Raw genomic sequence first — 26,323 nt, 5'->3', positions numbered from 1 at the left:
GGTCAGGCCCACCATGGCGCCAGCGCGTCGAGGTGCCGGCGCATGCGGTGACGAGCCAGCCCGGAATCGCCCGCGAGAACGGCATCGAGAATCCGCTCATGTGCGTGCCGAACCTCCGCGGCGGCTGTTTCCCCGGGGGCGGGACGGCTGTACTCCGCGGTGTGCCTGCGGAACAGTTCGGTGATGATCGCGAGAAACAACGACAGCACAGGATTTCCGGCCGAGTCCGCCAGTTCAGTATGGAAGCTGTCGGCCTTGTGTACGTAGTCCTCTGGGCCGTCCGCTGTGAGCTGGGTGGTGGCTCGGAGGCGTTCGGCTATGCCGGTGTCGCCCTGGGCATGCCGTGCCGTCGCCCGTACGACGACCCCCAGTTCGATGGCGTTGCGGACGACGCGCAGATTGTCGGTGGTGACGCCTTGGTACTCGAGGAACAACGCCATGGTGTCGATGCTGGCCTGCGGCTCGGGCGTGGCAATGACGAGCCCACCGCCGGGCCCACGGCGCATCCGAGCGACCGAGTGATACTCCAGGAGCCTGACGGCCTCGCGCAGCACCGACCGGCTGATCCCGTAGCGAGCGAGGAGATCTGATTCGGAGCCGAGAACCATTCCGACCTGCCAGCCGCGCGCGACGATGTCGTCGTGGATGCGGCTTGCGAGCACCTCGGCGAGTTTCGCCTGTGGGCCTTCGACGATCTCGGGTTCGACCACCGGACCCGGGATCCGCGTCCGGTGCCGGACACGATGTGCCTCGATCCACGCAGCGATCGCCTCGAGGTGCGCGATCAGGGCCATTTGTGCGATTGCCGCGTCGCTTGCGATCACCGCGTCGACGATCGACATATGCGCCTCGTGGGAAACGCGCTTGGATTCGGCCACCTCGGCTTTCGATACCTGACGTGAGGTGTGTGCGTACCGCGCGGTCAGCCGGGTCAGCACGTCGATGAACAACCGCAGCACCGGATTCCCGGACAGCTCGCCGAGGAGGGGATGCAGGGGGTCCTGCGCGGATACACCCCGATCGCCCTGGCAGGCGGCCTCGTTGTCGAGGGTGCCGCGCAGCAGAGCGATACCTTCCTCGGTGATCTGCTCGCCGGCCAGACCCGCCGCGATGGGCTCGAGCAACAGCCGCGCCTCGAGCAGGTCGGCGACACTGGTGCCGACGTACTCGAGGTAGATGACGGTAGCCCTGGTGGCGGGACCGGCGTCCGGAGCGCTGACGAATAGGCCTCCGTTCGGTCCTCGGCGCATGCGGGCGACCTGGTGATGTTCTACCAGACGGACAGCCTCGCGCAGGACCGATCGGCTCACCCCGAACCGCTCACGTAATTCCACCTCTGACCCCAGCGAGGTGCCGACGGGCCAGCCGCCGGCGATCACGGTTTCCTCGATGCGGTGTGCGATCTGTGCGGCGAGCCTGGCGCTGGGGACCGCGGCTGCGGTGCCCGCGTCGCCGTCGACGTGCTCGGTCTCGACGGCGTTCGCCATGCGGATACTCCTCCAGGACGGCCTTTGCGGATGCTCAGTCTAGACAGGGCTCCGAGCTGTGGCGGCAATGACGCGTGCTCTGGGAGGGCACGAGGAACTATTGAGGCCACTGACTTCGGCGCGGATGGTTCAGCGCAGCAATTCGATGACGGTGGCGTTGGCGGTTCCGCCTCCTTCGCAGATCGCCTGCAGGCCGTACTTCAGGTTCTGTCGGCGCATCTGCGCGATCAAGCGGGTCATCAGGATTCCGCCCGATGCACCGAGCGGATGTCCGACCGCGATGGCGCCGCCGAGCGGGTTGAGCAGGTCCGGCTCGGCACCGGTTTCGGCCAGCCACGCCAGGGGAACCGGTGCGAACGCTTCGTTGACCTCGAAGGTGCCGATATCGGCGAGCGACAGCCCGGCCCGGCGGAGGACCTTCGCCGTCGCCGGAATGGGACCCAGCAGCATGGTGATTGGGTCGGCACCGCTCACAGCCCCGCTGTGGTATCGAGCGATCGGGTTCAAGCCCAGCTCGCGGGCACGGTCGGAGGTGGTGATGAGCAGCGCGGACGCGCCGTCGGAGATCTGTGAGGAATTCCCCGCGTGGATGACGCCGTCGGGCGCGAAGGATGGCCGGAGACCGGCGAGGGTGTCGGGCGTCGTGCCGCGGCGCAGTCCCTCGTCGGTGGTGAATGTGTCGGAACCCTCGACCTCGACGGGCACGAGATGATCGTCGAAGACGCCGTCGTCGGTCGCCGAAGCGGCCTTGGCGTGCGATTCGGCGGCGAATTCGTCGAGCTGTCGACGGCTGAATCCGTACTGCTCGCAGATCAGTTCGGCGCCCACACCTTGGTTGAACTCGGCGTTGTTGTAGCGGGCCAGGACTGCTGGGCCGTAGGGCTGACCGATCGTCCGGTGTGAGCCCAGCGGTACCCGGGTCATGGTTTCGACGCCGCCGGCCACCACGACGTCGTATTGTCCCGCCATCACAGCATGAGCTGCGGAGTCGATGGCCTGCTGTCCGGAGCCACACGCGCGGTTGATCGTCACGCCGGGGACATGCTCGGGCCAGCCCGCGGCGAGCACGGCGAATCGGCCGATATTGCTGGACTGGTCACCGATCTGGGTGACACAGCCCCACATCACATCGTCGACGATGCCGGGCTCGATTCCTGTCCGCTCGATCAGCGCGTTGAGAACGCGGGCCGACAGGTCGGCCGCATGAATGTGGCCCAGCGAACCGTTGCGCTTGCCGATCGGGGTGCGAACGGCATCGACGATAACGGCGTCTCTCATGAACTGGTCCTCTCGATCCGGCCTCCGCGTCGGGAAACCATGGGTCTGTCTGCTATTTCGCCGGTATGCTGGCTTGGATGGCGGCACCGCTGTGCAGGCGATCCTCGATCTCGCCGACCTGCCAGTCGGTGAGCACCGCCCTGGTATCGGCACCCGGTACTCCGGCGGGAGCGCCCGGCTGCGTCGGCGTACCGGAGAATCGCGGGGCGGGCGCGGGCTGGGCGACATTGTGGCTGGTGATCATGGTGGCGCGCGCGGCCAGATGCGGATGGTCGCCGGCCTCGGCCAGATTCAGGACCGGCGCGACGCAGGCATCGGTCCCATCGAAGAGCCGAGCCCACTCGTCGCGGGTTCGTTCGGCGAACCGCTGCTCCAGCAGTTGCCGCAGCGCAGGCCAGGTCGATCGATCGTGCTGACGATCCGGGTCGACGTCGAGCTCGAGCAACTCGACCAGCCGTCGGTAGAACTTGGCTTCGAGCGCCCCGACGGCGATGTGCTTGTGGTCCTTGGTGGCGTACACCGCATAGAAGGGCCAGCCGCCGTCGAGTTGATTGACGCCGCGCTCGTCGGTCCAGACGCCGCGCGCGCGCGTTTGGAATGAGTGCTCGCGAGCAGATGTGCCGTGCCGTCGACGATCGCGGCGTCGACAACCTGCCCACGACCGCATCGTTGTGCCGAATGCAATGCCGCCAGGACTCCGATGACGAGGTAGCATCCACCACCGCCGAAGTCGCCGACCAGGTTCAGCGGTATCTGGGGTGGGCCGCCCACTGCGCCGATCGCGCCCAGCGCCCCGGTCAGCGCGATATAGGTGATGTCGTGCCCGGCCGCTGCCGATAATGGGCCGTCCTGTCCCCAGCCAGTCATCCGGCCGTACACGAGCCGGGGGTTACGTGCGAGGCAGATGTGGGGCCCGATGCCGAGCCGCTCGGTGACTCCCGAGCGGAAACCTTCTATCAAGATGTCGGCCCGTTCGACCAAGTCCAGCACCATACCTGCGCCTTGCGGGTGCTTCAGATCGATGACCACCGAGCGTTTTCCGCGATTCACGATGTCGGACGGTCCGCCGGCATCCGCCTCGCTCATCCGCTCCGGACGGTCCACTCGCACGACCTCGGCGCCCAGGTCGGCCAGCAGCATGCCGGCGAACGGGCCGGGCCCGATACCGCCGAGTTCGACGACCCGGCAGCCTGACAGCGGTCCGGTGGACACGTCAGCTCCTCGCGACGGCACAGTCACCGTCCCTTCCAAACCGGTGGCCGCTTCTCGGCGAACGCGGTGGCGCCCTCGGCAGCGTCCTCGGACTGGAATACCGGCAGCGACATTGCGAATTGCCGCTCCCACCCTTCTTCGAGCGTCCAATCGCCGCTGGATCGCGCGATCTGTTTGGTCGCTGCGATCGCGAGGGGGCCATTGGCCGCGATCTGTACGGCTAGCTCTATCGCCGCGTCGAGTGCTTCGCCTTCATCGGTGAGCCGATTGACCAATCCGATCTCCGCAGCCCGATCGGCGTCGATGGGCTCGCCCGTCAGCAGCAGTTCAAGTGCGATGGCCTGCGGAATTCGCCGTGGTAGCAAGTACGCCGCGCCCCCTCGCGCCACCAGAGACCGTTTCACCTCGGGCACGCCGAATCGCGCCGTGCGTGCCGCGACCACGAGATCGCACGCAAGCAATAGCTCGAAACCGCCGGCCAGTGCCCAACCCTCGACCGCGGCGACGAGGGGCTTGCGGGGCGGTGTGATGGTGATCCCACACAGGCCTCGCCCTGGAAGAGAAGGGGACTCGCCGCGCAGAAATGCCTTCAGGTCCATACCCGTCGAGAAGGTTCCGCCCGCGCCGGTGATGACTCCGGCGCGAAGATCACCCGACTCGTCCAGCTCGTCGATCGCCTCGGCCACGGCCTGCGCGACGGCGGCATCGAGGGCGTTCTTCACCGCTGGTCGATTGATGGTGACGACCTGGACCGCGTCGTGGCGTTCCACCAGGACCACATCCGACACATCTACTCCTTCCGTATGGCTCATCGCGATGGCTTGAGCGTCAATACAGTATCCTCAATAGGTGAAGCTGAACAACCCTCTAGTGGAAAGTTCGCGGTATCAGGGCTAGTACCTCGGTTGTTTACCTAGGCTATTGATCCCCTGTAGACGATGTGATAAATACAGTGCACTGAATGCCGAAGCGGGTCGTCTGCGATCCGCTGCCGCGACCACGGCACCGTGACGTGACCGCCAAGAGGAGTAGCCCGATGCGCCGAACGCTGTTCACCGAGGATCACGAGGATTTTCGCCACCTGGTGCGCAATTACCTGACTCGCGACGTGGTTCCGGTGTACGACCAGTGGCGAAGTTCGGGCCTGGTGCCGCGCTCGTTGTTCACCGTGCTGGGCCGGCTCGGCATCATCGGTGTTTCGATTCCGGAGGAGTACGGCGGCGGTGGGCAGCGGGACTACCGATACAACGCCGTCATCCAAGAAGAGACCGCACGCGCAGGGGTGACCCTGGGCGGGCTGCGAACGCACCTCGACGTGGTCGTGCCGTACTTCCTCGAACTGGCGGACGCCGCCCAGCGCGGCCGCTGGTTCCCCGGGCTGGCGTCGGGTGAGCTGTATTCCGCGATAGCCATGACCGAACCGGGGACCGGCTCGGACCTCGCCGGAATCGCCACGACGGCAGTTCGCGACGGAGAGCACTACGTGCTCAACGGATCGAAGACATTCATCACCGGCGGCCACCACGCCGACCTGGTCATTGTCGCCGCCCGCACGTCCACCGATCCGGACAACCGCCGCGGCGGGATCTCATTGCTCGTCGTCGAGAAGGGCATGCTCGGCTTCGAGGTGGGACGTCGGCTCGAGAAACTCGGCTTGTCCGTCCAGGACACCGTGGAACTGTCGTTTTCCGACGTCCGTGTTCCCGTAACCAATCGGCTGGGCGAAGAAGGTCAGGCCTTCGCCTATCTGGGCCGCAACCTGGCGCAGGAGCGGCTGGCCATCGCTGTGGGGGCAGTCGCGCAGACCAGGGCCGCCATCGACCAGACCATCGACTACGTGCGGGACCGAAAAGTGTTCGGACAGGCCCTGGCCCAGTTCCAGAACACAAAATTCGAGCTGGCGGCCGTGTCCACCGACCTCGAAGCCTCCCAGGCCTTGCTCGACACGGCGATCAGCGCGCTGGTCGCGGGCGAACTGACCGGGGCCGACGCGGCCAAGACGAAGCTCTTCTGCACCGAAACCCAAGGGCGGGTAGTTGATCGCTGTCTGCAGCTGCACGGAGGCTACGGCTACATCCTCGAATACCCCATAGCCCGGCTCTACGCCGACGCGCGGGTGTCCCGCATCTACGGCGGCACCAGCGAGGTTCTGAAAACCATCATCAGTAAATCCCTCGGCTTGTAAGGAGTTGCACCATGCACATCCACGGATCGAGCGCCCTCGTCACCGGCGGCGCCTCAGGACTCGGGTTGGCCACGGCTCGGTGGATCATCGACGGGGGCGGGCGGGTGGTACTCGCCGACATCTCCGAGGAGCAGGGCGCCAAAGCCGTTGCCGAACTCGGTGACAACGCGCATTTCGTCCAGGCTGACATCACCGATGAGGCAGCCGTCGCTGCGGCCCTGGACACCGCGCACACGCGGGGTCCGCTGCGCTGCGTCGTGCACTGCGCCGGCCGGGGAGGCGACCGGGTCCGCATTCTGGACAAGGAGCGCACACCGGGTTCCCTCGACACCTTCGCCGAGGTGGTCCGGGTGAATCTGGTCGGCACGTATAACGTCCTTCGCCTGGCTGCGGCCCGAATGGCTGGCAACGAACCAGACGATGGGGACCGAGGGGCGATCGTCCTGACCGCCTCCGTGGCGGCCTTCGACGGTCAGATCGGACAGACTTCCTACACCGCGGCCAAGGCAGGCGTCCACGGCATCACCCTTGTCGCGGCTCGTGACCTGGCGAGCTGGCAGATTCGGGTCAATACCATCGCTCCCGGCGTCATGGACACGCCGATGCTGAGCCGGCTGCGCCCCGACATCCGCGAGAGCATCGCTGCCACTGTGCCGCACCCGAAGCGACTCGGCGCTGCCGACGACTACGCGCGGCTTGCTGTCGAATTGCTCGAGAACCCGTACATGAACGGCCAGACCATCCGTCTCGATGGCGGGGTCCGGATGGCTCCGCGGTAACAGAGGATGTCATGGTGGGATCGGTGCCGCGCCCGCGACCTACTGATCGGCTTTCAGTTCGGCTAGGTCGGTCGCGGCGGTCAGTGCCCGATCAGCAGCTGCTCGACGAGGTCCTCGATCATGCGCCGGAACGTCAGCGATTGGTCGCCCCGCGGATTCGCGGTGGGCACCAGGGCATAACCACCGATCGTGTGGATGAGAACATCGGCCGCGATGGCGGGCGAAAGAATCGGGGTCTGTCCGCTTTCGGAGACCGCGAGCTGTAGCACATCGGCGAATGCCTGCCGGGTCGTGTCGAGCATCGATGGGGTGCCGCTCGACCCGAGTCGCGTCAGGTCACTGGCCGAATGAGCGAACTGGTTGCGCAGGACTGGATGCTCCACGGCGAGTTCGAAGGCGCGGGAGATGAATTCGATCGCCCGCGCCTTGGCCGTGGACTTCGCCGCCATGCTCTGGAAGGTCTGTTCTACGCCTAGGCGCAGTTCGCGACGGATGGTGCGTTCGATCAGGGCTTCTTTGTTCCCGAACCGCCGGAAGATTGTCGCGCGGGAAACGCCGGACTGCTCCGCGACCTGGTCCACCGTGATCTCCGCGTGGTGCTCGATCAACAGATCGCGAGTCGTGTCCATGATGCGCGTGTCCGTGCGGTTGGGCTGCTCTTGTCCGGCAAGGAGGGCAACGAGCGGGGACATGGCTGCGGTCATTCAATGAGCTTAGGTCAAGGGGCAGAAGGATCGCAGTCAGCGAGGCACTCTCGGCTGATTGAAGCTCATAAATCAAGGTGTGTCTGCGCTATAAAGCTCATGTAGTGAGACTCATAGCGTGTTTAGTCGCATGTCGTATAACTTCAGCTGGCTCGTTCGCCTGCGCTTCCATTTGCAAAACGCAGGCGCCGAGTCCGGTTTCTGGTCAGTGTCACCACCAGACGCTGAAACGATGAGATAGGATTGTGTCGATGTATCAACTTCGGGACTTCACTTCCCTTGGACTCAGGAGACAAAAGACGTGTCATCAGCGCTCACTGATCGCAAAAAGGGCAACTCAGCATCCGATCGTGTCGCTGTCTTCGGCGGTGGCCCCGGCGGCCTGAGCGCCGCGCTCGAACTGGCAGAGCGCGGGTTCTCGGTCGATCTGTTCGAGCGCGAGGCGTTGGGAGGCAAAGCCCGCAGCTATCGGATCGAGAACACTGGAACCGAAGGACGTGGCGACCTTCCGGCGGAGATCGGTCCGCACATGGTCGTGGGCTTCTACGGCACTCTTCCCGACCAGCTCCGCCGCATCCCTGGCCGCAAGGGCGGCAGCATCTTCGACGAACTCAGTCCGCTGACGGGCGCGAAGATCGCCTGGAAAGGCGATACCATCGCGTTCCCCGAAGGCAAACCCCCCACCGCCGCATCTGTGTTCAGCGCGATCATCAACCGGCGTCGGCCCCGCGACCCCGGCAAGTCGAGCATGCGACGACTGATGGGCCAGCTGAGCGTCAAAGACAAAACGCTCTTGGCTACCAAGGTGCTCACCATGCTGAGCAGCGGCGAACTCCGCCAATACGGCCAGATGGAACACCAGTCGGTTGCCGACTTCATGGCCACCGACAAGATGTCGCCCACGGCACGTCAACTACTGAAGATGATCGACGGTGCCGGGCTCGGCGTTCTCAATCGAATGAATGCGCGGACCTGCGCCCGGGTGATGGCGGGCTTCATGCGTGTCTCGTTCGGCGAGGCGAACTTCCGCCAGTGGTTCCTCGGCGCCACCGGGCCCTTCAGCGAAGTCATCTGGGAACCGTGGGGCGATCATCTTCGCTCGCTCGGAGTGAATATTCATCTGAAGCACGAACTGATCTCACTCGAATATGCGGACGGGCAGATTACTTCGGCAATCATCCGCGACGACAGCGGCGAGGAAAGCTCCGTCGACGCCGACTACTACGTGCTCGCCATGCCCGCCGAACGGGTCGCCTCGATCGTCGACGGCAAGCTGGCCGAAGTGGATCCAGCGCTGGGACGGATCAAGAACATAGAGCCGACTTTGCTGTGCGGCCTGACGGTGTATCTGACCGAAGAGGTGCCCGAGCTGTACGAGTTGCACTACTCGGCGAGTGAGCCCTGGGGTGCGGCGGTCATCAACTACGCGAAGTTGTGGGACCAACAGATCGACGAACTGTACGGAGACGGCACCGTCAAGGGCTACCTGTCGATCGACATCCCCGATTGGGAGACCCCCGGCATCATCTATGGCAAGTCCGCGAAAGATCTGGATCCCGAGCACATCTTCCACGAGACCATCGCCCAGCTTCGCCGCGACGTTCCCGATGGGGAACGGCTACTACCTGATTCACTTATCCATTCGTGGTACCTGAGCCGCACCACGCAGGCACACGGCACCGACCCCGTTACGCATCTGGAACATCTCTTTGTCAACACTCCCTCGTGCATGGACAACCAGCCCGAGGCCACCACCGCGGTGAAGAATCTGTTTCTCGCTTCGTCATATGTCCGGACAGACAACGGACTGGGTGTCGACTCCATGGACAGCGCTACCGAAGCGGGATGCCGGGCCACGAACGGAATCCTCACGGCCGCAGGTTCGGCGGCCACACCCGCCGAGGTGGCACGCTTCGTCGACGTCTGGTTCTTGAAGCCGCTTCTGGCCCTGGACAACCGGCTGTATCGACGAGGGCGCCGAAACATCTTCGATCTCATCCACCCCACGACTCGCAAGCGCGACGGCATGCGCAGCGAACAGTCGCTGGTGAGCGTGTCGGCCTAGCTTCGGCCCTGACACTGTTCACCGTTCAACTGCTCGTCTTCGCTGTGAGGAAGTAGACGTAAGTGTCCGAACCGTTCCCATGCACCAGAAAACCGGCAGCTGCAAATGCCACCCGACATTACCGATCGTTCACATGTGAGGCAACCGATGGACACTGAACTGCAGAGCTTCGATCCGGCGACCGACGAGGTGGTCGCCGTGGTCCCGATCATGGGACTCACCGAGGTCACCGAGGTCGTCCGGCAGGCGCACGAAGCAAGTTCGTGGTGGCGCGCCAAGGGCTTCAAAGGTCGGCGCGCGCGCCTGCTCGCGTGGCGCCGGTACATGGCCCAGCACGCGGTTGAGATCATCGATCTCATTCACCGCGAGAACGGAAAGCCGCGGCCCGATGCCGCGCTGGAATTGATGCTGTCGCTAGAGCACATCGCGTGGACGGCGAAGAACGCGGCCAAGATCCTGGGTCCGGAGAAGCGCCGAACCGGACTGCTCACCGCGAATTTCGCGGCGAGGGTCGATCACCTTCCTTTCGGCGTCGTCGGTGTAATCGGTCCCTGGAATTACCCGCTCTACACACCGAACGGATCCATCGCGACCGCGCTCGCCTCGGGTAACACCGTCGTCTTCAAACCCAGCGAATACACCCCTGCTGTCGCGCAGTGGTATGCCGATGCCTTCGCCACCGCGAATCCGGAGGCACCGCAAGGGATCCTGTCCATCGTCACCGGAGATGGCGGAACCGGTAGAGCGCTGTGCGATGCCGGTGTCCACAAACTCGCCTTCACCGGGTCGACGGCTACCGGCAAGGCAGTCATGGCCGCCTGTGCCACCAATCTTGTTCCGGTCGTGTTGGAACTCGGCGGCAAGGACGCCGCGATCGTCACCGCTGATGCCGATATCGACGCGGCAGCGGAGTCGATTGCCTTCGGCGCGATGGGCAACGCGGGGCAAACATGCGTTGGCATCGAGCGTGTGTACGTCGACCGCGAGGTCCGCGACCAATTCGTCGCGGCGCTCGAGCGGGAGCTCGCCGATATCCGGCCGGGTGAGCGGGAGGGCTCGTCGTATGGCCCGATGACGATGCCATCCCAGGCCGAAGTAGTACGAAATCACGTGCGGGCCGCCATCAACGATGGGGCTGCTCCGCTGATCGGCGGATTGGCGAGCATCGGCGATCGCTTCATCTCACCCGTGGTCCTGCTCGATCCTCCGCACAACTCGGCGGCCATCCAACAGGAGACATTCGGTCCGACCCTGACCGTCACCACGGTCGAGTCCGTCGATGACGCAGTCGCTCAGGCCAATGACGTGGCCCTCGGGCTCGGCGGCGCGGTCTTCGCGAAGCGGCACGGCGCCGACATCGCGCGCCGCCTCGACACGGGCCAGGTCTCGATCAACTCGGTCCTCGGGTTCGCCGCCATCGCCAGCCTTCCCCTGGGCGGACGCGGCGACAGTGGCTTCGGCCGTATTCACGGCCCGGAAGGACTCCGTGAATTCACCCGACCCCGCGCACTGGCGATCGAGCGCTTCGCACTGCCAGTCAACCTGCTGAGCCTGCGCCGTCCCGAATGGGTCGATCGCTTGCTGCCCCGGCTCATCGGCTGGCTACACGGTCGCTGACGTCAGACCTCGATCGGTGGACGCAGGCCGTCGGCCTCGTCTGCCGATCGAGTGTCGACTGGTGTCATCACCGCTGCCACCACTACGAGGCAGGCACCGACCAGCGCCACCCCTGGCCATATGGTGAAGGCGCCATCGCCCGCAGCCACCTTCGCGTCCGCGGGAAGAAGCGCGGCCGGGCGCAGCATGAACAGAACCGCGGCGGAAGCCTGCGTCACCCCGACGACGGCTATGATGCGAGTGATTCGCAGCGCGGCTCTGCCCCGATCCGGGCGCAGAGCCAGCAGGACCACGCAGCAACTGCCCAGCAGCAGCCAAAAGCCCGGTGTCATCACGGGACTCCTCGGCATCACGCCTTCGACTTCCGGGGTGAGGCGACCCATAGCGCTGACGGACCACCCATTCGCCGACTCCATCCAGTTGCGCGCCGCCGCCATTCCAACGATCGCAGCTGACGCGATTGTGACGGCCCGCGACTGATGTCCTCGGCGCGATGTCACCGCGGAGCCTGACCGGATTCCGTTGGCGGGTTCGGGGCTTCGCCGGGCGGAGTGAGGTCAGGTTGCCCGGTGCCAGTACTGCCATCCTGCGGGGTACCGGCGATTCCGGCGACGTCGGTGATGGTCCAGTTCGGCGGCCCCGACACGGTCAGCGTGTAGGGCGTCACGGTGTTCACCGGCTCCTGGTTCTGCGTGCTCGTCATCGAGGTCGACACGAACACCTGGACGACGTAGGTGTCGCCCTCGTGCTTCAAGGTGGTGGCCGCGATGAGCTTGCTGGTCTGAACCCACTGGACCTCTCGGATAAGCGGTGTCAATGTCTCGACCGCAGAGTCGAATCGCGAGGTGAGCGCCGTATCGGTACCCGATTTCAGCGCAGCTACCCACGGCTTGAGATTGCGATGGTCGAAGCTCGCCGCACCGACGGCGTATTGGCCTGCGATTCGTTCGGCGGTCGCCTCGTCGGCGTGCTGTTGCTCGAGCCCATCCGCCCGCCCGGAGGCATCGCGCCACAACACCGCGAAGGTGATCGTTACCGCGACGAGTGCCAGGATCGCCACGACCGCCACCGGCCGGCCGGCCGACAGCGCCCGCAGCCTGTTGCCGACGCCCGCTTCCGATCCTGCTCTCGTTGTTTCCGACGCCGGTGTCGGGGCGGAATCCGACAACGCTTTCTCGTTCTGGGTCGAGGTGTTCGCCGCCGTCTTTTTCTCCCGCGGCTCTTCATCTTTTGACTCTGCGGCGGTTACGTTGGTCGTGTCGATATCGTTGGTCATCGTCACCATGTCCTATCTACATATTGGTCATCAGTTGGGTATCGACAGCGAGATGCGCAGGCTGTCGCCGGGAAGGGCCTGCATCGCAGCGTTGAGCAGATCGGCGAAATTGATGTTCGCCAGCCCCGCACCGGATGCCTGTGCCGCCGGCAGCAGTGGCGCCGCGACGCCACCGACAGCGGGCGAGATCTCCGCGATGAGGGCAGCCAATCGCTCCAACGTCGGCTTCCACTTGTCCACGACAACCCTTCCGCCATCGGTCTGCACGGTGAACGGGTGCACAGCGAACGACAACTTCCGGATCATTGCGCCGAGGAGCTCGGCCTGCGGTCCGGCGCGGGTCAATTCCGGATTCACCCACGCGGACCGTTGCGTGATGTATTCGGTGTTCCCGATAATCGTGGCAATGTCGGTTTGCCCCCGCAGCATCACCGTTGCGAGCAGTCTGGCCGCCTGCCCCAGATCGGTTATCTGCGAGTCGATTCCGGCCAGGGACGCCTCGACTGCATCGACGAGGTGCTGCACCGCGGCCGGGTCGACCTGGGCGAGGAAGCGATCGATCGAGGCGAGCAATTCGGGGACGCTCGACGGTACTTCGAGTACCTGGCCGACGACGCGATCGCCGTCGCGGAACGGTGCCGCCGCTGCGCTCGTCGGCGGTTGAATCATCACCACTGGTTCGCCCAGCACCGACAGATTCACCACCGCCAGTTGAGAGTTGGACGGGACCTCGAAGCGCGCGTCATATCCCAATCCGACCGAGGCCCCACTTGACGTGGGCTCGACAGAGGTGACTGTGCCGATCGGAACACCGCGCAGCATCACCTCGGTGCCGACGCCCAGGCCGGCGGCAGCCGGTGAGGCGATGGTGAGGTCGGTGGTTTCCCTCAGCGGATGCAGCTCGAGGCTGCCGAAACACAGGTACCCCCCAGCAACGACCGCGACCACTGCTGTCGCCAAAGTGGGCAGCGCCGACCGTACTGTCATCGCAGAGCTCCGATCATCCGCAATACGGCGATGGCGGCATCGGTTCGGTCGCTGTCGCCACCGTCGACCGTGACCTGCCCGACAGACAGGGACGGACCGTTCTGCACGAAAGGAACCAGCTTCTGCTGCACCAATTCTGATGCTGCCCCGTAATTCCCGTTCACGGTCGTGGCACTGTGCGAATAGGTCCGCAGGAGCGGCACGACATCAGCGAGAAAGGGCTGCAGCTGTGCCAGCCTCGGTACCGTCCACAGCAGTCCGGTTGTCAGTGGGCTGATGTTGAAGACCAACTGCAGTCCGGAGGTCACCGCATCCACAATCGTCACGAAGCGTTTGCCGCCGGTTTCACTCATCAGATCAGAGAGTTGGGCCGGCTTCGCCGCCATCGCCGCCGTGACGTCCTGCAAAGACTTCAAGATGCGATCGAGCTCGTCCGTCGACGCGCTCATGGCAGCGATGTCCTGGGCCGTCAACGTGGACACGGCACGAAGGGGTGCTCGCGCACTGTCCACCGCGCGATTGACGTCGGACAACGCGTCCTGCATGCGCAGAATCGAGCCCCCGTTGATGAACTCCGCAAGATTCTTGATGATCTCTTCAACCTGCGGTCCAGGGTCTGTCTGCGACAACGGGATAGTCCCGCCGTCGCCCAACATCGCACCTGGATCACCGGTGGGCGGCGGGACGAGCGCGATGAAGATGTCGCCGAGCATCGACGTCTGGCGCAACTCAGCGCGTGTCGTGGCCGGGATCGGCACCGACGAATCAACACTCACCCTGAGGTTCGCCGAGTTCTCACCGAGCGTGATGGAATCCAGCCGCCCGATTCGCGCACCCTTGGACACCACGTTCGCACCCTGAGGCAGGTTCACCACACTGGCGAATTCGATCGTCAGATCATGTCTGTCGCCCGCGCCCGGCTCCGGGAGGGCAATGCGATCCGGGTTCAGCCCGCACGAACTGATCAGTATCAGGGCGAGCGCGACAGTCCCCACCCGAATCGCTGGATATCGCCGTCGCATCATCGACCTCCTTGCAGTTGCGAGGCCATCAGGGCCGACAGATTCACGACGGTCTTCCCTTGCTCATCGATCTGGCACGGGCGCGACTCCGGTGGACCGGACAGGTCGCAAAGAACACCGGCGGTAGCCGATTCGATGCGTACCGCAGAGGTGCGGTAAACGACACGCAGGGCGTGAAGTCCCGGATCCAGCGATGCCTTCAGGCGCGAAGCCAACCCCGGCAAGACGGTCAGTGCCGAACCCAGCGCCCCCAGCTGCGAAACGGTGAGGTCGAGCAGTGGTCGGTTGTCATCGACAACGTCGAGAAGCTGCGGCAGGTAGTCGCCGAGGAGATCGTTGAGTTCGTCGAACCCCTCGGCGATGGTCGCTACGGAGATACTCAAGGCGTCGAACATGCTCGCTCCCCAGGCCAACACATCAGCCATGTCCCGTCCGAGGACACCGATCTTGTCCCAGTTCTCCTTGCTGACCTGGCTCAGCACGGCAAAGTTGTTCAGGATCATCCCGATCTGCGCGGTCAAACTCTTCGGATCGGCGAGGAGCCCGTTGGCGTTTCGCAGCAGCTGATTCACCGAGTCTCCGGTCCCACCACCGGTTTCCTGAACGGCCATGTCGAGGAGTTCCTGAATCGGCTGCCTGCTCTCGTCGTCACCCGCCGCGATGTCGTCCATGATTCGCTTCACAGAATCGAGGGCACGGTTGATCGTCACCGGGGTGGCCGTGCGATCGATTGGAATACAGTGGCCGACATCGAATTCGGCGCCCTCGCCACGGTCGGCGCCTACCAGTTCGATCCTGCGATCGGACAATACCGAGTTGTTGATCGACACGGCACCGACTCCCGCAGCGAGCGAACGCTCGCCGATGTCCATTCCCACGCGGACCCCGTGCCCGGTAGGGGTCAGGGACGTGACCGAACCCACCTCGACACCGAGGACGGTGACCGGGTTCCCTTCGTAGACGCCGATAGCATCGGGCAATTCGGCACACATGGACATGGTCTCGGACTTGGTTACGAAGTGATAGGCGGTTGCCGCGCTAGCCACCACCGCGACGGCGACAGCGACAGCCATGACTGTCACCAGCCGGTCCCGCGACATCAACATGTCCTGCCTGCAATCGGTATACACGCTGATGGTAGGTCGATGGTCTGATTGCCCGAATCAACTGTGATGCCCTGATCCGCGGCCTCCGTGCGGAGCGCGTCCAGAATGCCGGTCAGCTTCGTGATGGTGGCCTGAACCTGATCGAGGAATCCTTGGGCGCTGTCCTTCGAGGCGACAAGGTCTTCCACGATCGGCGCGATCGCCTCCCGATACGGACCCGAGAGGAAGGCGATGACTTTGTCGATCAGCAGTGTGATACCCCAGATTGTCGCCAACCCCTGATCACGGTAGCCAAGTAGTACCGGGATTGTGTCGGTGGCACTGATGATCATCGACCGGATCGCCTCCTTGTTGTCGGCGAGAACCGTGGTGTACTCGGTCGCCAGGTCGAGAGCCGACCGCATCTGCACGCGCTGGCGCAACAGGATCTCGGTGATCTGCTCGGCGTTCGCGACCGTGTTGTGCAGTGCTTGCGGCGCTCCCTTCAGTGAAGTGATCAGCGAGTTCATCGTTTGCCGCGCTACTGGCCCATCAATCTCCTCGACGATGGCCGCAGAGTCATCCATCAACCTGGCAGACTCGTACGGAATGGAAACATGCTCGGCCGGTATCGGCCGGCCACCGAGGGGTTGGGAACCTCTCGGGTCCAGGTCGACGAAAACTCCGCCGACCACAGTCAGCATGCGGACGTCGATCCGCGAATCCGCACCGACGAAGACCGACGACTTCGCCGAGATCTTCGCCTCGACGTGATCGCCGGCGATCCTCACATCAGTCACCTTGCCCACGGGGATACCAGCCACCCGCACTTCGGTTCCCGAACGGATGCCGCCGCTCTCGGTCATCACCATCGAGTAAGTGTGTTGCCCGATCGGACGGACGTAGAGTCCGACGCTGATCCCGAGCACGACCACCACGGCAACGGCACCGATTGCCGTCCAGAGGTACTCAGTTTTCCGACTCAGTATTTCCCGGCCGACCAAGGTGTCGATGAACGACCGCAGTCGCTTCGACCACGTTATCCGCGACATATCAACACTCCTTGGCCACCGACGATCACCTGGTCGAAAACCGGCAGTGGCAGTTGTCCTTTGCTGCACTGCGCCGACGTGGGGCCGTTCTGGAGAATTCGCGTCAATGAATCCAGCGTCGCCGGAATCACATCCACCGCGTCGATGAGATTCGTCGCGTCCGGGGTCACTTCGAGCATCCGACGTCTGACGTCATCGTGCCCTCCGACAGCCAGATCCAGCAGCGAATTTGTCAACAAGGTGATCTGGGGCAGGCTCTGAAAGCCCTTGGTGAACGCATCGATCATCGGCGGCAGATACTCCTCTAGGCCGGTAAAGGTCCTGTTGATCGCGGCAATCATCTCGGTCACCTGCTCCGATTTTCCCTGAAGCTGCGTCGAGATCACTCCCAGGTTGTCCAGAATCGCCCTGATGAACGCGGACTGGTCCACGACGTAGCCGGACATCTCATCGATCTGCCTCAGCACCGATCCGATTCCGGTTTGATTTTCTCCTGAAGGCGTTTCGCCCTGTATGAGCGCGAGAATGTTCTCGACGAAGGTGTTGAGCACAGCCGGATCCGCGCCCCGCATGATCGGCCGAAGACCGTTGAACAACCCGGTGATATCGAAGGATCCGATCGTCCGGCTCGTCGGAATGGTCTGTGAGGCAGGCTGATCCGCCGTCGATTCCGGAGTCCGGTTGATCGCCACGTATCGCTGTCCGACGAGATTCTGGAAATTGATCTGGAGTCCGTCGTCGGCCTTGAGTCGCTCGCGATCCAGAACGGTGAACACGACATTCGCGTTGCCGTCGTCGCGCAGCGTGATCTTCTCGACCTTGCCGACCTGCACGCCCCGGACCCGTACATCGGCGTTCTTACGAAGCCCGAAGACATCGGTGAAAACCGCGACATACTGGGTGGTATGTCCATCAACAGGGCGCACGATGGCCTGCACGATGAGAAACACGATCAACCCAACGACTACCCCGGTGGCCGCGAGCCGGATCGCAGCGTACCGAAAAGGCCTCATCGACCGCTCCCTTCGGTCGTGAGCAGCTGGGGCGCCACGATTGCGACCGCAGGGATCACACTGATGTCGATATCAGCCCGCAGGGTGACCCGGTCCGACCCGGGCTGCACCACGAACGCGCCGTCGGCACGCTCGATCAACTGGGCGATCTGGTCCGCCGTGACCCCACGGATCGCGTAGTGGAGTGGTCCGACATAGGCATTGATCAGATCGAGGACGTTTCCGAATCCTTCGGCACCGCCGACGAATTTGCCCGCACCGCCGATCATCTGGCTGAAAGCGTCGAGCATGTTGTTGACCTTCCCGACGTACACTTGGTCGTTGTATCTCTGGTTGTCGATCATCAGGTAGAAGGTCTCCAGGATCTGGGGCATCGTGGATCCGAATCCTTCGAGTACATCTGCGACCGGCGGCAGCGTTTGCTCCAGCGGCGTCGTCTGCCCTCGATAGACGCCGTTCAAGATGGCGATGCCCGCGGTCAGGAATGGTGCCAATTGCGTTGCGTCTGCACTCGCCTGTTTGATGATCTCGCTGAGCCGGGGGGTCAACACCGGAATGGTGGTACGGCCGACCCGACGGACAGTGCTGGTGATCGTGTAGTCGGCGATGGCGTCGGTGAATGCCAGCGTGGCTCCAGGGATCAACGGCTCACCGCCTGGGCTCGGCACTACATCAATGGCGTCGGAACCGAAAAGGGTCCGGGATGCGTATCTCACCTCGGCGGCCGACGTAAACTGGTCCTGGAATTGATTGTCCACATGGAGTGTGACGACTTCCGCGGACGGGTTCGAGGCATCGATAGCGGTGACCTCTCCCACCAGGAATCCGCGCATCTGTACGGCGGTACCAACCGCGACACCATCTGCAAAGCTCGGCGCCGAGACGTCGATCGTAAATCCCTTGTCGTCAGATTTGAACGGCTTGTATACCCATACGGCCGCCACGACAGCGACGACGGCCAGGAGCGTGAGGCCTCTGAGACGCAGAGCCCACACATCGAGTGGGCCGTGGGGTCGCGCTTGCCCGAACAGCCTGCTCATCCCGAGAAACTCACCTTCGTGTCGAATCCCCACATCAGGATTGTCAGGACCATGTCCAGCGACACAATCAGGACCAGACTTGCGCGGATGGCCCGCCCCGAGGCGATCCCGACGCCTTCCGGCCCGCCGCTGGCATAGAAGCCGTAGTACGCGTGCGCGATGATGACCGCGACGGTGATGATCAATACCTTGGTCACCGAATAGACGATATCCATTGGCTCGACGAACATGTGGAAGTAATGCTGATACGCGCCGCTGGACTGTTGGTAGAGGACCGACGCAACCAATTCTGCTGACAGGTAGCTCACTGTCAGGGCCACCAGGTAGATCGGCACGATGGCGAGCATTCCGGCGATGACCCGCGTCGTCACAACGAAGGGGATCGGGCGGACTCCCTGCACCTCGATGGCGTCGATTTCCTCGGCGATTCGCATGGAGCCGATCTCCGCGGTCATCCGGCAACAGGCCTGAGCGGCGAAGCCGACGGCGGCGATAATCGGAGCAATTTCGCGCGTGCTGGCGAGTGCGGACAGCAGGCCGCTCATCGCGCCGAGGTTGAGCGTGCTGAGCGAGGTGACACCGAGAATCCCGACCATCCCGCCGGTGGCAGCGCCCAAGATGATAAGAACTCCGGCGATTCCGCCGCCGACGACGACTGAACCGCGACCCCAGGTAACGTCGTTGAACGCGATGACGACATGCGACCGATACTTGGTCAACGCCGGAGGGAAGCCAGCGATCACCTGCGCGACGAAATGTAGGACATGACCTAGTCGTTCGGGTACATCCCAGAGTCGACTACCCAGTCGTAGTGGGTCGACCAGCCGCACGATCCGCGGCCGATACCGGCTGGGAGTACTCACTGGATTCACGATCACCATTCCTCAGACGAGCTGCGATGGATAGAACATGGAAGTCACCTGTGTGATGACGAGGTTGAGTACGACGGCGACCACGATCCCGAGTACCACTGCCGCGTTCACCGCGTCAGCAACTCCTCGCGGCCCGCCCTTTGCCTCGAGTCCCCGATAGCTGGCGATGATGACTACGACGTATCCGAAAACCACCGACTTGAGGATGCAGATCACGAGATCGGTGATTGATGCGAAACTTCCGAACGACTGCCAATAGGAACCGCTGACGACACCCTGCCCCAATACCGCGACCACAAAGCTCGCGAGGACGCTGACCAGGATGATGAATATCGCCAAAACCGGTGCGACCAAGGTCATCGCGACGAGCCGAGGCGCCACCAACCGACGCACCGGATCGATGCCGAGCACCCGCATGGCATCGATCTCTTCGCGGGTGGTGCGCGCGCCGAGATCCGCCGCGACCGCCGAGGCCCCGGCTCCGCCGATCAGAAGCGCTGCTGACATCGGCGCACCTTGTTGCATCACGCCCATTCCGCCAACCGCCCCGGACATGGAGGATGCGCCGAGATTGCTGGTGAGGCTTCCGATCTGGACCGCGATGATGACGCCGAAGGGAATCGACATGAGGATGGCCGGCAGTACCGTCACCGTCAGCAGAAACCACGCCTGCACAACCGCATCGCGGAACGGAAATCGTCCTGTGGCGACATCGGTGACGACGTAGATCGAGGCGAGGGTGCCGAGGCGCACAGTTCGACCGAAGGTTCTCATGCGTTCGTCACGTGACTGTTGAGAGGTGCATCTGTCAGTCCTCCTGGGCAAAGTTGATATCCGACGGCGACAGCTGAGTCGACTCGGTTTGGCCACATCCCCGGATGGGTCACCCGAACGCCCCGGCAGCAGCGTCGTCCGGAACGTCGGGTTGTCCGGTCGGTGGGACGCTGTCCTTGATAGCCCCGCCGATCGCCAGCACCAGTCCGACCATCCAGACGCCGAAGATGATGATCCCGAGCCAGAAGTCGAGCAAACCGTTCCAGGCGAAAGGTCCGGTACGCCAGACGAATGCCGGCAAAAACAGCAGTTCCGAAACCGCCGCCCACACGCTGACGTAGCCAAACCAGAGCGGAAGGACCTTGCCACCGTTGACGAAGATCGCGATCGCAATGATCGCGTACTGGATCAGGAAGCCGCTGACGACCGCGATCATGATCAGATAGCAGAGATCGTTGAGCATCTGCGTGGCTGCCGGATCGCGGTCGGGGCGCAAGACGAGCACACCCCAGAACGCGGTAAGGGTACCGGTTGTCGGCAACATAACGGCCGAATAGACACCCAGATAGATGTTTCCGAACAGCTTGCCGCTACGCGGCATCTTCCGGATGAAGGCGATGGCCAGACCCTGCAACGGCAACTGCGCACCATTGACGAACAGCAGGATCACGATAGGAATCGGGATCAGACTGGTCCCGCGGTAGACCTCAGCGACTTCCTCCGGGCTCTTCGATGGTGCGATCGGTGGCATGAGCGGCCCGATCGTGAACATCGCGAGCGTCAGGATGGTCAACGTTGCGGGATACATCCATAGACACACCCACTGATCGAGGGTTCGTCGCGTGGGTCGAAAGCCGAAGGGATCGTTGCGCCTCTCGCGTGGCCCCGGCACCGATACCGTGTCGAGCGCGGTCATACAGTGCTCCTGTTGGGCTGGATCTCACCGTCGGCGGCCGTTCGCTCGGCGATCTCGTCGAGTTCGTCCTGGATCTGACGCTGCAGCGCCGCGCGGGTGAGCACCCACAACACGATCAGGAACAGAATGTAGGCCCCGAACCTGAGGTAGAACGAGATGGCCCCATCCCACGCGAGCGGCCCGTCGGTAGTGGTCACTGCCAGCGCACTGGGTGCGATGCACGCAGCCATCGCGATCGTGAACCAGCCCGACCATCTCGGGAAGACCGGTCGCCGACGTTGATCGAGCAGGATCGCCGCGCCGAGAAGACCGATCTGCACGACCAGCACTCCTACCGGGGCCACGAAACACACCCACCCGATGTCGTTGAGCAACTGGGTCAGCTCTGGATCACGTTCCGGTCGCAGAGCGGCGGCAAGCCACGCGACGTCAGCAACCGCGAACAATCCCGCGTTCGATGCGACGCACATGAAGAACGCGTACAGGAGCGCCTGATTCCATAGCTTCATTCGGCTCATCTGCATCGCGACGACGACGAAGAACGGCACGATCAGTGCGGAGGCGGCGTTGATGATCAGCAACCCGGTGCGGATCGGGCCGACGTTGTCTCGGTAATGCGCTGCGACATCTGCCGCCGACATGTTCGGCGACATCGGTGGCAGGAACCCTGCGATCGCCATCGCGGCGATGAGGAGCACCACGAACAGCGGTGCCAGCCAGAGACAAAGGCTCTGGTCTCTTGTGTTCATTGACATCTGTTGAACCTCACAGCAGGCCGAAGGGATACAAGGAGATGATTGACAACCCGACGAGCACGACCCAGACATCACAGATGATCCGCAATTTGCGTGGAGCCTCTCGGGCATCCATGAAGTAGCGGATCACGAACCAGATCTTGATGATCGCTATCGCGAGGACGATCGTCGTATAGGCATCGCGAGCGCTACCGGAGTCGCCGACGCCGCCGATCGTGACCGATCCCACCCCCCAGGAGATCAAGGTGCATGCCATCAAAAACAGCCAGACACGAAACACCGGGGTCCGTAGCGCCAGTTGCAGCATCAGATCACCTCACCAAATAGAGCAGCGGGAACAGGACGATCCACAGCAGATCCACCATGTGCCAGTAGATGGCCGCTGAATCGACCAACTGCCAGTTGGGCTCCGGGCGACGGCGAAGGTGGGTGACGATCGCGAAGAGTGCGATCAGACCCACCACGACATGGCCGAGATGGAGCGCGCACATCATGTAGTAATACGAGCCGAAAGCGCTCGAGCCGAAGGTCAATCCGGATCGAATCTCGATCGTCCACTCGATCGACTTGATGACCATGAACAGAACGCCGCACGCCATCGCTCCGTAGAGCAACCGAAATGTCAACTGGCGTTCGCCGAATCGGAGGGCGGCCAGCGCCAGTACGACGAACAGTGAACTGGTCAGCAGCACGAGGGTGTTGATGGCCCCGATGTTTTTGCTGACATGCTCCTGGGCAGCGGCAAATGCTGCCGGATCGTCTGACCGAGCGTGGGCGTAAGTTGCGAACATGATGACGAAGATGGTCATCTCGCCGAGCACGAACAGCCAGATCTCCCAGCCGCCGGGAATCTCCCTGCCGCGTTCACGCTCCTCTGCCGCAACGGCGGAACCTGCCGCCTCGACCAGCGAGGCCTCTGAACCTATCGACGTACTCATGTCACGGGCTCCGCCGTCGGCCTGTCAAGGCCATGCCCGTCGGCCCTTCGATGGGTCGAAATTCTATGCACGACAAGTCGTTTCATTTTCCTTTCCGGAATAGCGAGTTCCTCGCACCGATTGATCGGTTGCAGGAGGGCCTTCTGCTCGAGGATTGACGTCCGACCAGGGAAGACACGCATTTGAACGTTTGAGACACTTCCGTATCTAGATCTCACAGTAACATTCGTCACACTCCCGATGCAACGATCCCACGCATCACAACGAATGTGTCCATGCCGCCGTCACGAGTTCGCGTCGTGGGGCGTGGATACGATGAGCACATCACGATCGGAAAGGTTGATTACGACATGGCTCTCGGGCGACCGCTGCGCACAACCGCAAGTCCAGAACAGCAAGGTCAGCACATTCTCGAGGCCGGCTACTCGGAGTTCTCGGCCGTCGGCATCCGGAGAGCCAACATGGAGCTCATCGCGCAACGGGCCGGCATCAGCCGAAGTACGCTCTACCGCCGGTTTCCCAGCAAGGAAGCACTGCTGTTCTCGGTGGTGAGCGAGACGTCAACGTCGATGATGAGTCGGCTGGCGACCGAGTCGAAGGCGGACACCGCGAAAGAGTCCCTGGTGCGCGCGACCGTGACGGCGGTCCGCTACTCGCGCGAGGACGCGCTGATCAGGCAGCTGGTCTCCTCGGATCCAGAGCTGTTCAGCGGTTTCTTCGGTTTCACCAACCCGGGAATGGATACGGTTCTCGACTCGATTACCCACGTCGGCGCCACCCTCCTCCAGGAATCTGGGGCGGAGATGCCCTTCGACGACCTTCGCATGGCCGTCGAGGTGGCGGTCCGAGTCACGACCTCTATCCTCGCCGTTCCATCGAGTTCGGTCGACATGACCGACGACGAGTCGGTTCGCAAGTTCGCTTCGACCTTCCTCGCGCCGGCCGTCTGGTGACCTGACCCCCGGGGCTTCGACCCCGGGGGCAAACCTCCGCGCCACCGACTGATCCTTTGCCTCGCGGACGAGGCCAGTTCGTCGCATCCATCCTGGGTACGGGCCGCTACGGGGCGCGCGTGTCTCAAAAGTTGGAGACATTGACGCAATTCTGTCGCGTTGTGTCGTCGAGTGTATATGCTCGTCGCATGCCACGTAGCCACCAGCTGTCACCCTTCGCGGAGGACTTCTTCGATTCGGCGCCGATCATCTACCGCATCGACACGCACATCCCGGTCAGCCCAGAACGGGCATGGACCGAGCTGACCAGGAACGACACGCTTGACTGGTGTAGCGAGATCAACTCGATCGAGTTCACCTCACCAGAACCTCATGGCGTCGAAACGACACGGTCGGCCGTGCTCGGTCACGGCCTGGTCAAGCTGTCCGAGAAGTATTTCATCTGGGAGGCGGTCCCAGGGTCGGGTCGCTACCGCAACGCGTTCCTCGTGACAGACGCGAACATTCCAGGTCTGCGCCGCTTCGGCGAATGCACCGAAGTCGTCGCGGATGGTGCTGGCTCCCGACTGCGCTGGACCTTTGCGGTCGAACTCGCGACCTCGTCGAAGATCGCCCACTCGGTGGTCGGCGGCGTATTTCGCGTCCCCCTCGGCAGAGTCAAATCCGACACGATCAAACACTTCCGCAACTTGTGACCACAGAACTGATCCGGAACTTCCGGTAGAAAGGCATCTCCTGTGTCCGAACTGAGCGCGACCCGCAACGCCACCTGGTCGACCCAAATCCGTCACCATGCCGACAATCGCCCCGACGAGCCGGCGCTGCGATTCGGTGGTGTCACCACGACGTGGTCAGAACTCGATCACCGCGTCTCCCAGGTGGCCGGCTGGGTGGCGAAACTCGGTGTCCGACAGGGCGATCGGGTGGCGGTGTTCATGGGCAACCGGCCTGAATTCCTTGAGACCGTGTATGCATGCGCCCGCCTCGGCGCCATCGCGGTACCCATCAATTTCCGGCTGACCCAACCCGAGGTCGAATACATCCTCGCCGACTCCGGGGCGGCGTTGCTGGTCACCGACTCCACATTCGGCGCAGTGGCGCGGGCAGCTGCGATGACCGCCGAGATCGGCGTCGTGATCGCGGGTTCTGACGGAGATCCCTCCGCCACCGACTACGACGACATCATCGGCGGGAGCTGGCCCGCCCACGCGCCGGCCACTGTGAATTCGGACGATCCCGCCGCGATCATGTACACATCCGGTACGACCGGACGCCCCAAGGGGGCTGTCCTGACCCACGACAATTTCGCGGCGACCACCGATGTGCTGGTTCGCGCGTGGAGGTTCGTCGACGGGGACGAGGTGGTTCTCGCCGCCACTCCTCTCTTCCATATCGGCGGCTTCGGGGCGACCACCGCCCCTATTCGGTTCGGACGCCCCCTGGTAATCCTGCCGAGCACACCGTTCAATCCGAACGAGGTTCTCGACATCGTCCAGAATGAGGGAGTGACAACGACATTCATGGTCCCGCCACAGTGGCAGGCCATTGTCGCGGTTCCCGACGCCGGTGACCGGGGCCGGACTCTGCGCTCGATCACCTGGGGCGCGGCGCCGGCATCGGTCGTACTACTCGAGACGTTGAGCACGACGTTCCGGTCCGCTGAGATCGTCGCGATATTCGGACAGACTGAGATGTCGCCCATCACCTGCGTGCTGTACGGCGATGAGGCAATCGCGAAACAGGGATCCGTCGGCCGTCCCGCCCTCAATGTCTCGATCCGGGTCGTCGACGATGAGATGAATGATGTGTCACCTGACGAAACGGGCGAGATCGTCTACCGGGGCCGTGGGCTCATGCGTGAGTACTGGAACAATCCGGAAGCGACCGCGGCTGCTTTCGAAGGTGATTGGTTCCACTCCGGTGATCTGGTACGCCGCGATGACGAAGGCTACGTCTTCGTAGTCGACCGGAAGAAGGATCTGATCATCTCCGGTGGCGAGAACATCTATTCGGCCGAGGTCGAGTTGACGTTGAGCACGCACCCCGCGGTGGCCGACGCCGCCGTGATCGGGCGCCCCGACGAGAAATTCGGCGAAGCAGTGGTCGCGGTGATCGTTCCCGTCGACGCCGACAACCCCCCGACTCTCGTAGAACTCGTCGAGCACTGCCGCAAGAGCCTGGCATCGTACAAGACACCGCGAGATCTGGTGATCGTCGCCGAATTACCTCGTAACGCGACAGGCAAGATCATGAAGCATATGTTGCGGGCCGATGCCGCGGCAGTCCCCGCGGCTTCCGGTATCTGACCCTCCT

25 protein-coding genes and 1 pseudogene are annotated in these 26,323 nt (G+C 63.3%); 7 read left to right on the top strand and 19 right to left on the bottom strand.

What is annotated here, in order from left to right:
* Positions 1–2: 2 nt before the first annotated feature.
* The 4 genes and pseudogenes from NU1_RS19810 to NU1_RS19795 all read right to left on the bottom strand — a co-directional run bounded on the left by NU1_RS19810 (position 3) and on the right by NU1_RS19795 (position 4,789).
* On the bottom strand, positions 3–1,487 hold the full coding sequence (locus NU1_RS19810) for a FadR/GntR family transcriptional regulator (protein WP_067523274.1): 1,485 nt from the start codon (positions 1,485–1,487) through the stop codon (positions 3–5).
* 129 nt (positions 1,488–1,616) lie between these two features.
* Positions 1,617–2,765, bottom strand: a complete 1,149-nt coding sequence (locus NU1_RS19805) for a thiolase family protein (RefSeq protein ID WP_067523273.1) — start codon at positions 2,763–2,765, stop codon at positions 1,617–1,619.
* Between the two features lie 52 nt (positions 2,766–2,817).
* Positions 2,818–3,977, bottom strand: a pseudogene (locus tag NU1_RS19800) (CaiB/BaiF CoA transferase family protein).
* A 23-nt stretch (positions 3,978–4,000) separates the two neighbouring features.
* Complete coding sequence (locus NU1_RS19795) at positions 4,001–4,789, bottom strand: crotonase/enoyl-CoA hydratase family protein (RefSeq protein WP_212761475.1); 789 nt, start codon at positions 4,787–4,789, stop codon at positions 4,001–4,003.
* A gap of 224 nt (positions 4,790–5,013) precedes the next feature.
* On the opposite strand from NU1_RS19795, the gene NU1_RS19790 reads away from it, so the two are divergent.
* Both NU1_RS19790 and NU1_RS19785 read left to right on the top strand, forming a co-directional pair.
* A complete protein-coding gene (locus NU1_RS19790; protein WP_067523271.1) occupies positions 5,014–6,162 on the top strand; it encodes an acyl-CoA dehydrogenase family protein in 1,149 nt (382 codons plus the stop codon).
* An 11-nt stretch (positions 6,163–6,173) separates the two neighbouring features.
* Complete coding sequence (locus NU1_RS19785; protein ID WP_067523270.1) at positions 6,174–6,941, top strand: SDR family NAD(P)-dependent oxidoreductase; 768 nt, start codon at positions 6,174–6,176, stop codon at positions 6,939–6,941.
* A gap of 80 nt (positions 6,942–7,021) precedes the next feature.
* Here NU1_RS19785 and NU1_RS19780 read toward each other — a convergent pair whose 3' ends face one another.
* Positions 7,022–7,645, bottom strand: coding sequence for a TetR/AcrR family transcriptional regulator (locus NU1_RS19780; RefSeq protein ID WP_084521613.1), 624 nt, complete (start codon positions 7,643–7,645; stop codon positions 7,022–7,024).
* 301 nt (positions 7,646–7,946) lie between these two features.
* On the opposite strand from NU1_RS19780, the gene NU1_RS19775 reads away from it, so the two are divergent.
* Together NU1_RS19775 and NU1_RS19770 are read left to right on the top strand one after the other, a co-directional pair.
* Positions 7,947–9,710: a hydroxysqualene dehydroxylase gene (locus tag NU1_RS19775; protein WP_067523268.1), complete on the top strand. Its 1,764-nt coding sequence runs from the start codon at positions 7,947–7,949 to the stop codon at positions 9,708–9,710.
* 147 nt (positions 9,711–9,857) lie between these two features.
* Complete coding sequence (locus tag NU1_RS19770; protein WP_084521612.1) at positions 9,858–11,327, top strand: aldehyde dehydrogenase family protein; 1,470 nt, start codon at positions 9,858–9,860, stop codon at positions 11,325–11,327.
* 2 nt (positions 11,328–11,329) lie between these two features.
* Here the strand turns inward: NU1_RS19770 and NU1_RS19765 are convergent, their stop codons facing one another.
* The 14 genes from NU1_RS19765 to NU1_RS19700 all read right to left on the bottom strand — a co-directional run bounded on the left by NU1_RS19765 (position 11,330) and on the right by NU1_RS19700 (position 23,057).
* On the bottom strand, positions 11,330–11,659 hold the full coding sequence (locus tag NU1_RS19765; protein ID WP_157552592.1) for a hypothetical protein: 330 nt from the start codon (positions 11,657–11,659) through the stop codon (positions 11,330–11,332).
* Positions 11,660–11,823: 164 nt separating this feature from the next.
* A complete protein-coding gene (locus tag NU1_RS19760; protein ID WP_157552589.1) occupies positions 11,824–12,603 on the bottom strand; it encodes a serine/threonine protein kinase in 780 nt (259 codons plus the stop codon).
* Between the two features lie 30 nt (positions 12,604–12,633).
* The gene (locus NU1_RS19755) at positions 12,634–13,590 is read right to left on the bottom strand and encodes an MlaD family protein (RefSeq protein ID WP_067523264.1); all 957 of its coding nucleotides are present in this window, start codon (positions 13,588–13,590) and stop codon (positions 12,634–12,636) included.
* A complete protein-coding gene (locus NU1_RS19750) occupies positions 13,587–14,585 on the bottom strand; it encodes an MlaD family protein (protein ID WP_169815107.1) in 999 nt (332 codons plus the stop codon). Before NU1_RS19750 ends, NU1_RS19755 begins: the two co-directional genes overlap by 4 nt.
* A gap of 26 nt (positions 14,586–14,611) precedes the next feature.
* Positions 14,612–15,604 (bottom strand): MlaD family protein, encoded by a 993-nt coding sequence (locus NU1_RS19745; RefSeq protein WP_245720210.1) that lies wholly within the window; start codon positions 15,602–15,604, stop codon positions 14,612–14,614.
* 107 nt (positions 15,605–15,711) lie between these two features.
* Positions 15,712–16,569: an MlaD family protein gene (locus tag NU1_RS19740; RefSeq protein ID WP_169815105.1), complete on the bottom strand. Its 858-nt coding sequence runs from the start codon at positions 16,567–16,569 to the stop codon at positions 15,712–15,714.
* A 167-nt stretch (positions 16,570–16,736) separates the two neighbouring features.
* On the bottom strand, positions 16,737–17,687 hold the full coding sequence (locus tag NU1_RS19735; RefSeq protein WP_169815104.1) for an MlaD family protein: 951 nt from the start codon (positions 17,685–17,687) through the stop codon (positions 16,737–16,739).
* A gap of 71 nt (positions 17,688–17,758) precedes the next feature.
* Positions 17,759–18,802 (bottom strand): MlaD family protein, encoded by a 1,044-nt coding sequence (locus NU1_RS19730; protein WP_067523259.1) that lies wholly within the window; start codon positions 18,800–18,802, stop codon positions 17,759–17,761.
* Positions 18,799–19,683 carry an MlaE family ABC transporter permease gene (locus NU1_RS19725; RefSeq protein ID WP_157552583.1) on the bottom strand — a complete coding sequence of 295 codons (885 nt, stop codon included), beginning with the start codon at positions 19,681–19,683 and terminating at the stop codon, positions 18,799–18,801. Before NU1_RS19725 ends, NU1_RS19730 begins: the two co-directional genes overlap by 4 nt.
* 3 nt (positions 19,684–19,686) lie before the next feature.
* A complete protein-coding gene (locus NU1_RS19720) occupies positions 19,687–20,448 on the bottom strand; it encodes an MlaE family ABC transporter permease (protein ID WP_067523258.1) in 762 nt (253 codons plus the stop codon).
* Positions 20,449–20,557: 109 nt separating this feature from the next.
* Positions 20,558–21,364, bottom strand: a complete 807-nt coding sequence (locus tag NU1_RS19715) for a hypothetical protein (protein WP_157552580.1) — start codon at positions 21,362–21,364, stop codon at positions 20,558–20,560.
* On the bottom strand, positions 21,361–22,065 hold the full coding sequence (locus NU1_RS19710; RefSeq protein WP_157552577.1) for a hypothetical protein: 705 nt from the start codon (positions 22,063–22,065) through the stop codon (positions 21,361–21,363). The genes NU1_RS19715 and NU1_RS19710 overlap by 4 nt, the downstream gene beginning before the upstream one ends.
* 64 nt (positions 22,066–22,129) lie before the next feature.
* On the bottom strand, positions 22,130–22,426 hold the full coding sequence (locus NU1_RS19705; protein WP_067523255.1) for a cytochrome C oxidase subunit IV family protein: 297 nt from the start codon (positions 22,424–22,426) through the stop codon (positions 22,130–22,132).
* A 4-nt stretch (positions 22,427–22,430) separates the two neighbouring features.
* The gene (locus NU1_RS19700; RefSeq protein ID WP_084521609.1) at positions 22,431–23,057 is read right to left on the bottom strand and encodes a cytochrome c oxidase subunit 3; all 627 of its coding nucleotides are present in this window, start codon (positions 23,055–23,057) and stop codon (positions 22,431–22,433) included.
* Between the two features lie 350 nt (positions 23,058–23,407).
* On the opposite strand from NU1_RS19700, the gene NU1_RS19695 reads away from it, so the two are divergent.
* The 3 genes from NU1_RS19695 to NU1_RS19685 all read left to right on the top strand — a co-directional run bounded on the left by NU1_RS19695 (position 23,408) and on the right by NU1_RS19685 (position 26,316).
* Positions 23,408–24,010: a TetR/AcrR family transcriptional regulator gene (locus NU1_RS19695; protein ID WP_067523339.1), complete on the top strand. Its 603-nt coding sequence runs from the start codon at positions 23,408–23,410 to the stop codon at positions 24,008–24,010.
* A 131-nt stretch (positions 24,011–24,141) separates the two neighbouring features.
* The gene (locus NU1_RS19690; protein ID WP_307644343.1) at positions 24,142–24,705 is read left to right on the top strand and encodes an SRPBCC family protein; all 564 of its coding nucleotides are present in this window, start codon (positions 24,142–24,144) and stop codon (positions 24,703–24,705) included.
* A gap of 42 nt (positions 24,706–24,747) precedes the next feature.
* Positions 24,748–26,316: a long-chain-fatty-acid--CoA ligase gene (locus tag NU1_RS19685; protein ID WP_067523253.1), complete on the top strand. Its 1,569-nt coding sequence runs from the start codon at positions 24,748–24,750 to the stop codon at positions 26,314–26,316.
* Positions 26,317–26,323 lie beyond the last annotated feature (7 nt).

The organism is Nocardia uniformis NBRC 13702, from assembly GCF_001613345.1.
GTDB classification, from domain to species: Bacteria; Actinomycetota; Actinomycetes; order Mycobacteriales; family Mycobacteriaceae; genus Nocardia; species Nocardia uniformis.
The sequence above is the reverse complement of the archived record's forward strand: the minus strand, read 5'-3'. Positions and strand labels throughout refer to the sequence as shown.

Bases quoted from the DNA above. Each gene is read 5' to 3' on its own strand.
- NU1_RS19810 (WP_067523274.1), bottom strand. From the start codon at position 1,487: ATGGCGAACGCCGTCGAGACCGAGCACGTCGACGGCGACGCGGGCACC.
- NU1_RS19805 (WP_067523273.1), bottom strand. From the start codon at position 2,765: ATGAGAGACGCCGTTATCGTCGATGCCGTTCGCACCCCGATCGGCAAG.
- NU1_RS19795 (WP_212761475.1), bottom strand. From the start codon at position 4,789: ATGAGCCATACGGAAGGAGTAGATGTGTCGGATGTGGTCCTGGTGGAA.
- NU1_RS19790 (WP_067523271.1), top strand. From the start codon at position 5,014: ATGCGCCGAACGCTGTTCACCGAGGATCACGAGGATTTTCGCCACCTG.
- NU1_RS19785 (WP_067523270.1), top strand. From the start codon at position 6,174: ATGCACATCCACGGATCGAGCGCCCTCGTCACCGGCGGCGCCTCAGGA.
- NU1_RS19780 (WP_084521613.1), bottom strand. From the start codon at position 7,645: ATGACCGCAGCCATGTCCCCGCTCGTTGCCCTCCTTGCCGGACAAGAG.
- NU1_RS19770 (WP_084521612.1), top strand. From the start codon at position 9,858: ATGGACACTGAACTGCAGAGCTTCGATCCGGCGACCGACGAGGTGGTC.
- NU1_RS19765 (WP_157552592.1), bottom strand. From the start codon at position 11,659: ATGACACCGGGCTTTTGGCTGCTGCTGGGCAGTTGCTGCGTGGTCCTG.
- NU1_RS19760 (WP_157552589.1), bottom strand. From the start codon at position 12,603: ATGACCAACGATATCGACACGACCAACGTAACCGCCGCAGAGTCAAAA.
- NU1_RS19755 (WP_067523264.1), bottom strand. From the start codon at position 13,590: ATGACAGTACGGTCGGCGCTGCCCACTTTGGCGACAGCAGTGGTCGCG.
- NU1_RS19745 (WP_245720210.1), bottom strand. From the start codon at position 15,604: ATGTGTGCCGAATTGCCCGATGCTATCGGCGTCTACGAAGGGAACCCG.
- NU1_RS19740 (WP_169815105.1), bottom strand. From the start codon at position 16,569: ATGGTGATGACCGAGAGCGGCGGCATCCGTTCGGGAACCGAAGTGCGG.
- NU1_RS19730 (WP_067523259.1), bottom strand. From the start codon at position 18,802: ATGAGCAGGCTGTTCGGGCAAGCGCGACCCCACGGCCCACTCGATGTG.
- NU1_RS19725 (WP_157552583.1), bottom strand. From the start codon at position 19,683: ATGGTGATCGTGAATCCAGTGAGTACTCCCAGCCGGTATCGGCCGCGG.
- NU1_RS19720 (WP_067523258.1), bottom strand. From the start codon at position 20,448: ATGAGAACCTTCGGTCGAACTGTGCGCCTCGGCACCCTCGCCTCGATC.
- NU1_RS19715 (WP_157552580.1), bottom strand. From the start codon at position 21,364: ATGACCGCGCTCGACACGGTATCGGTGCCGGGGCCACGCGAGAGGCGC.
- NU1_RS19705 (WP_067523255.1), bottom strand. From the start codon at position 22,426: ATGCTGCAACTGGCGCTACGGACCCCGGTGTTTCGTGTCTGGCTGTTT.
- NU1_RS19700 (WP_084521609.1), bottom strand. From the start codon at position 23,057: ATGAGTACGTCGATAGGTTCAGAGGCCTCGCTGGTCGAGGCGGCAGGT.
- NU1_RS19695 (WP_067523339.1), top strand. From the start codon at position 23,408: ATGGCTCTCGGGCGACCGCTGCGCACAACCGCAAGTCCAGAACAGCAA.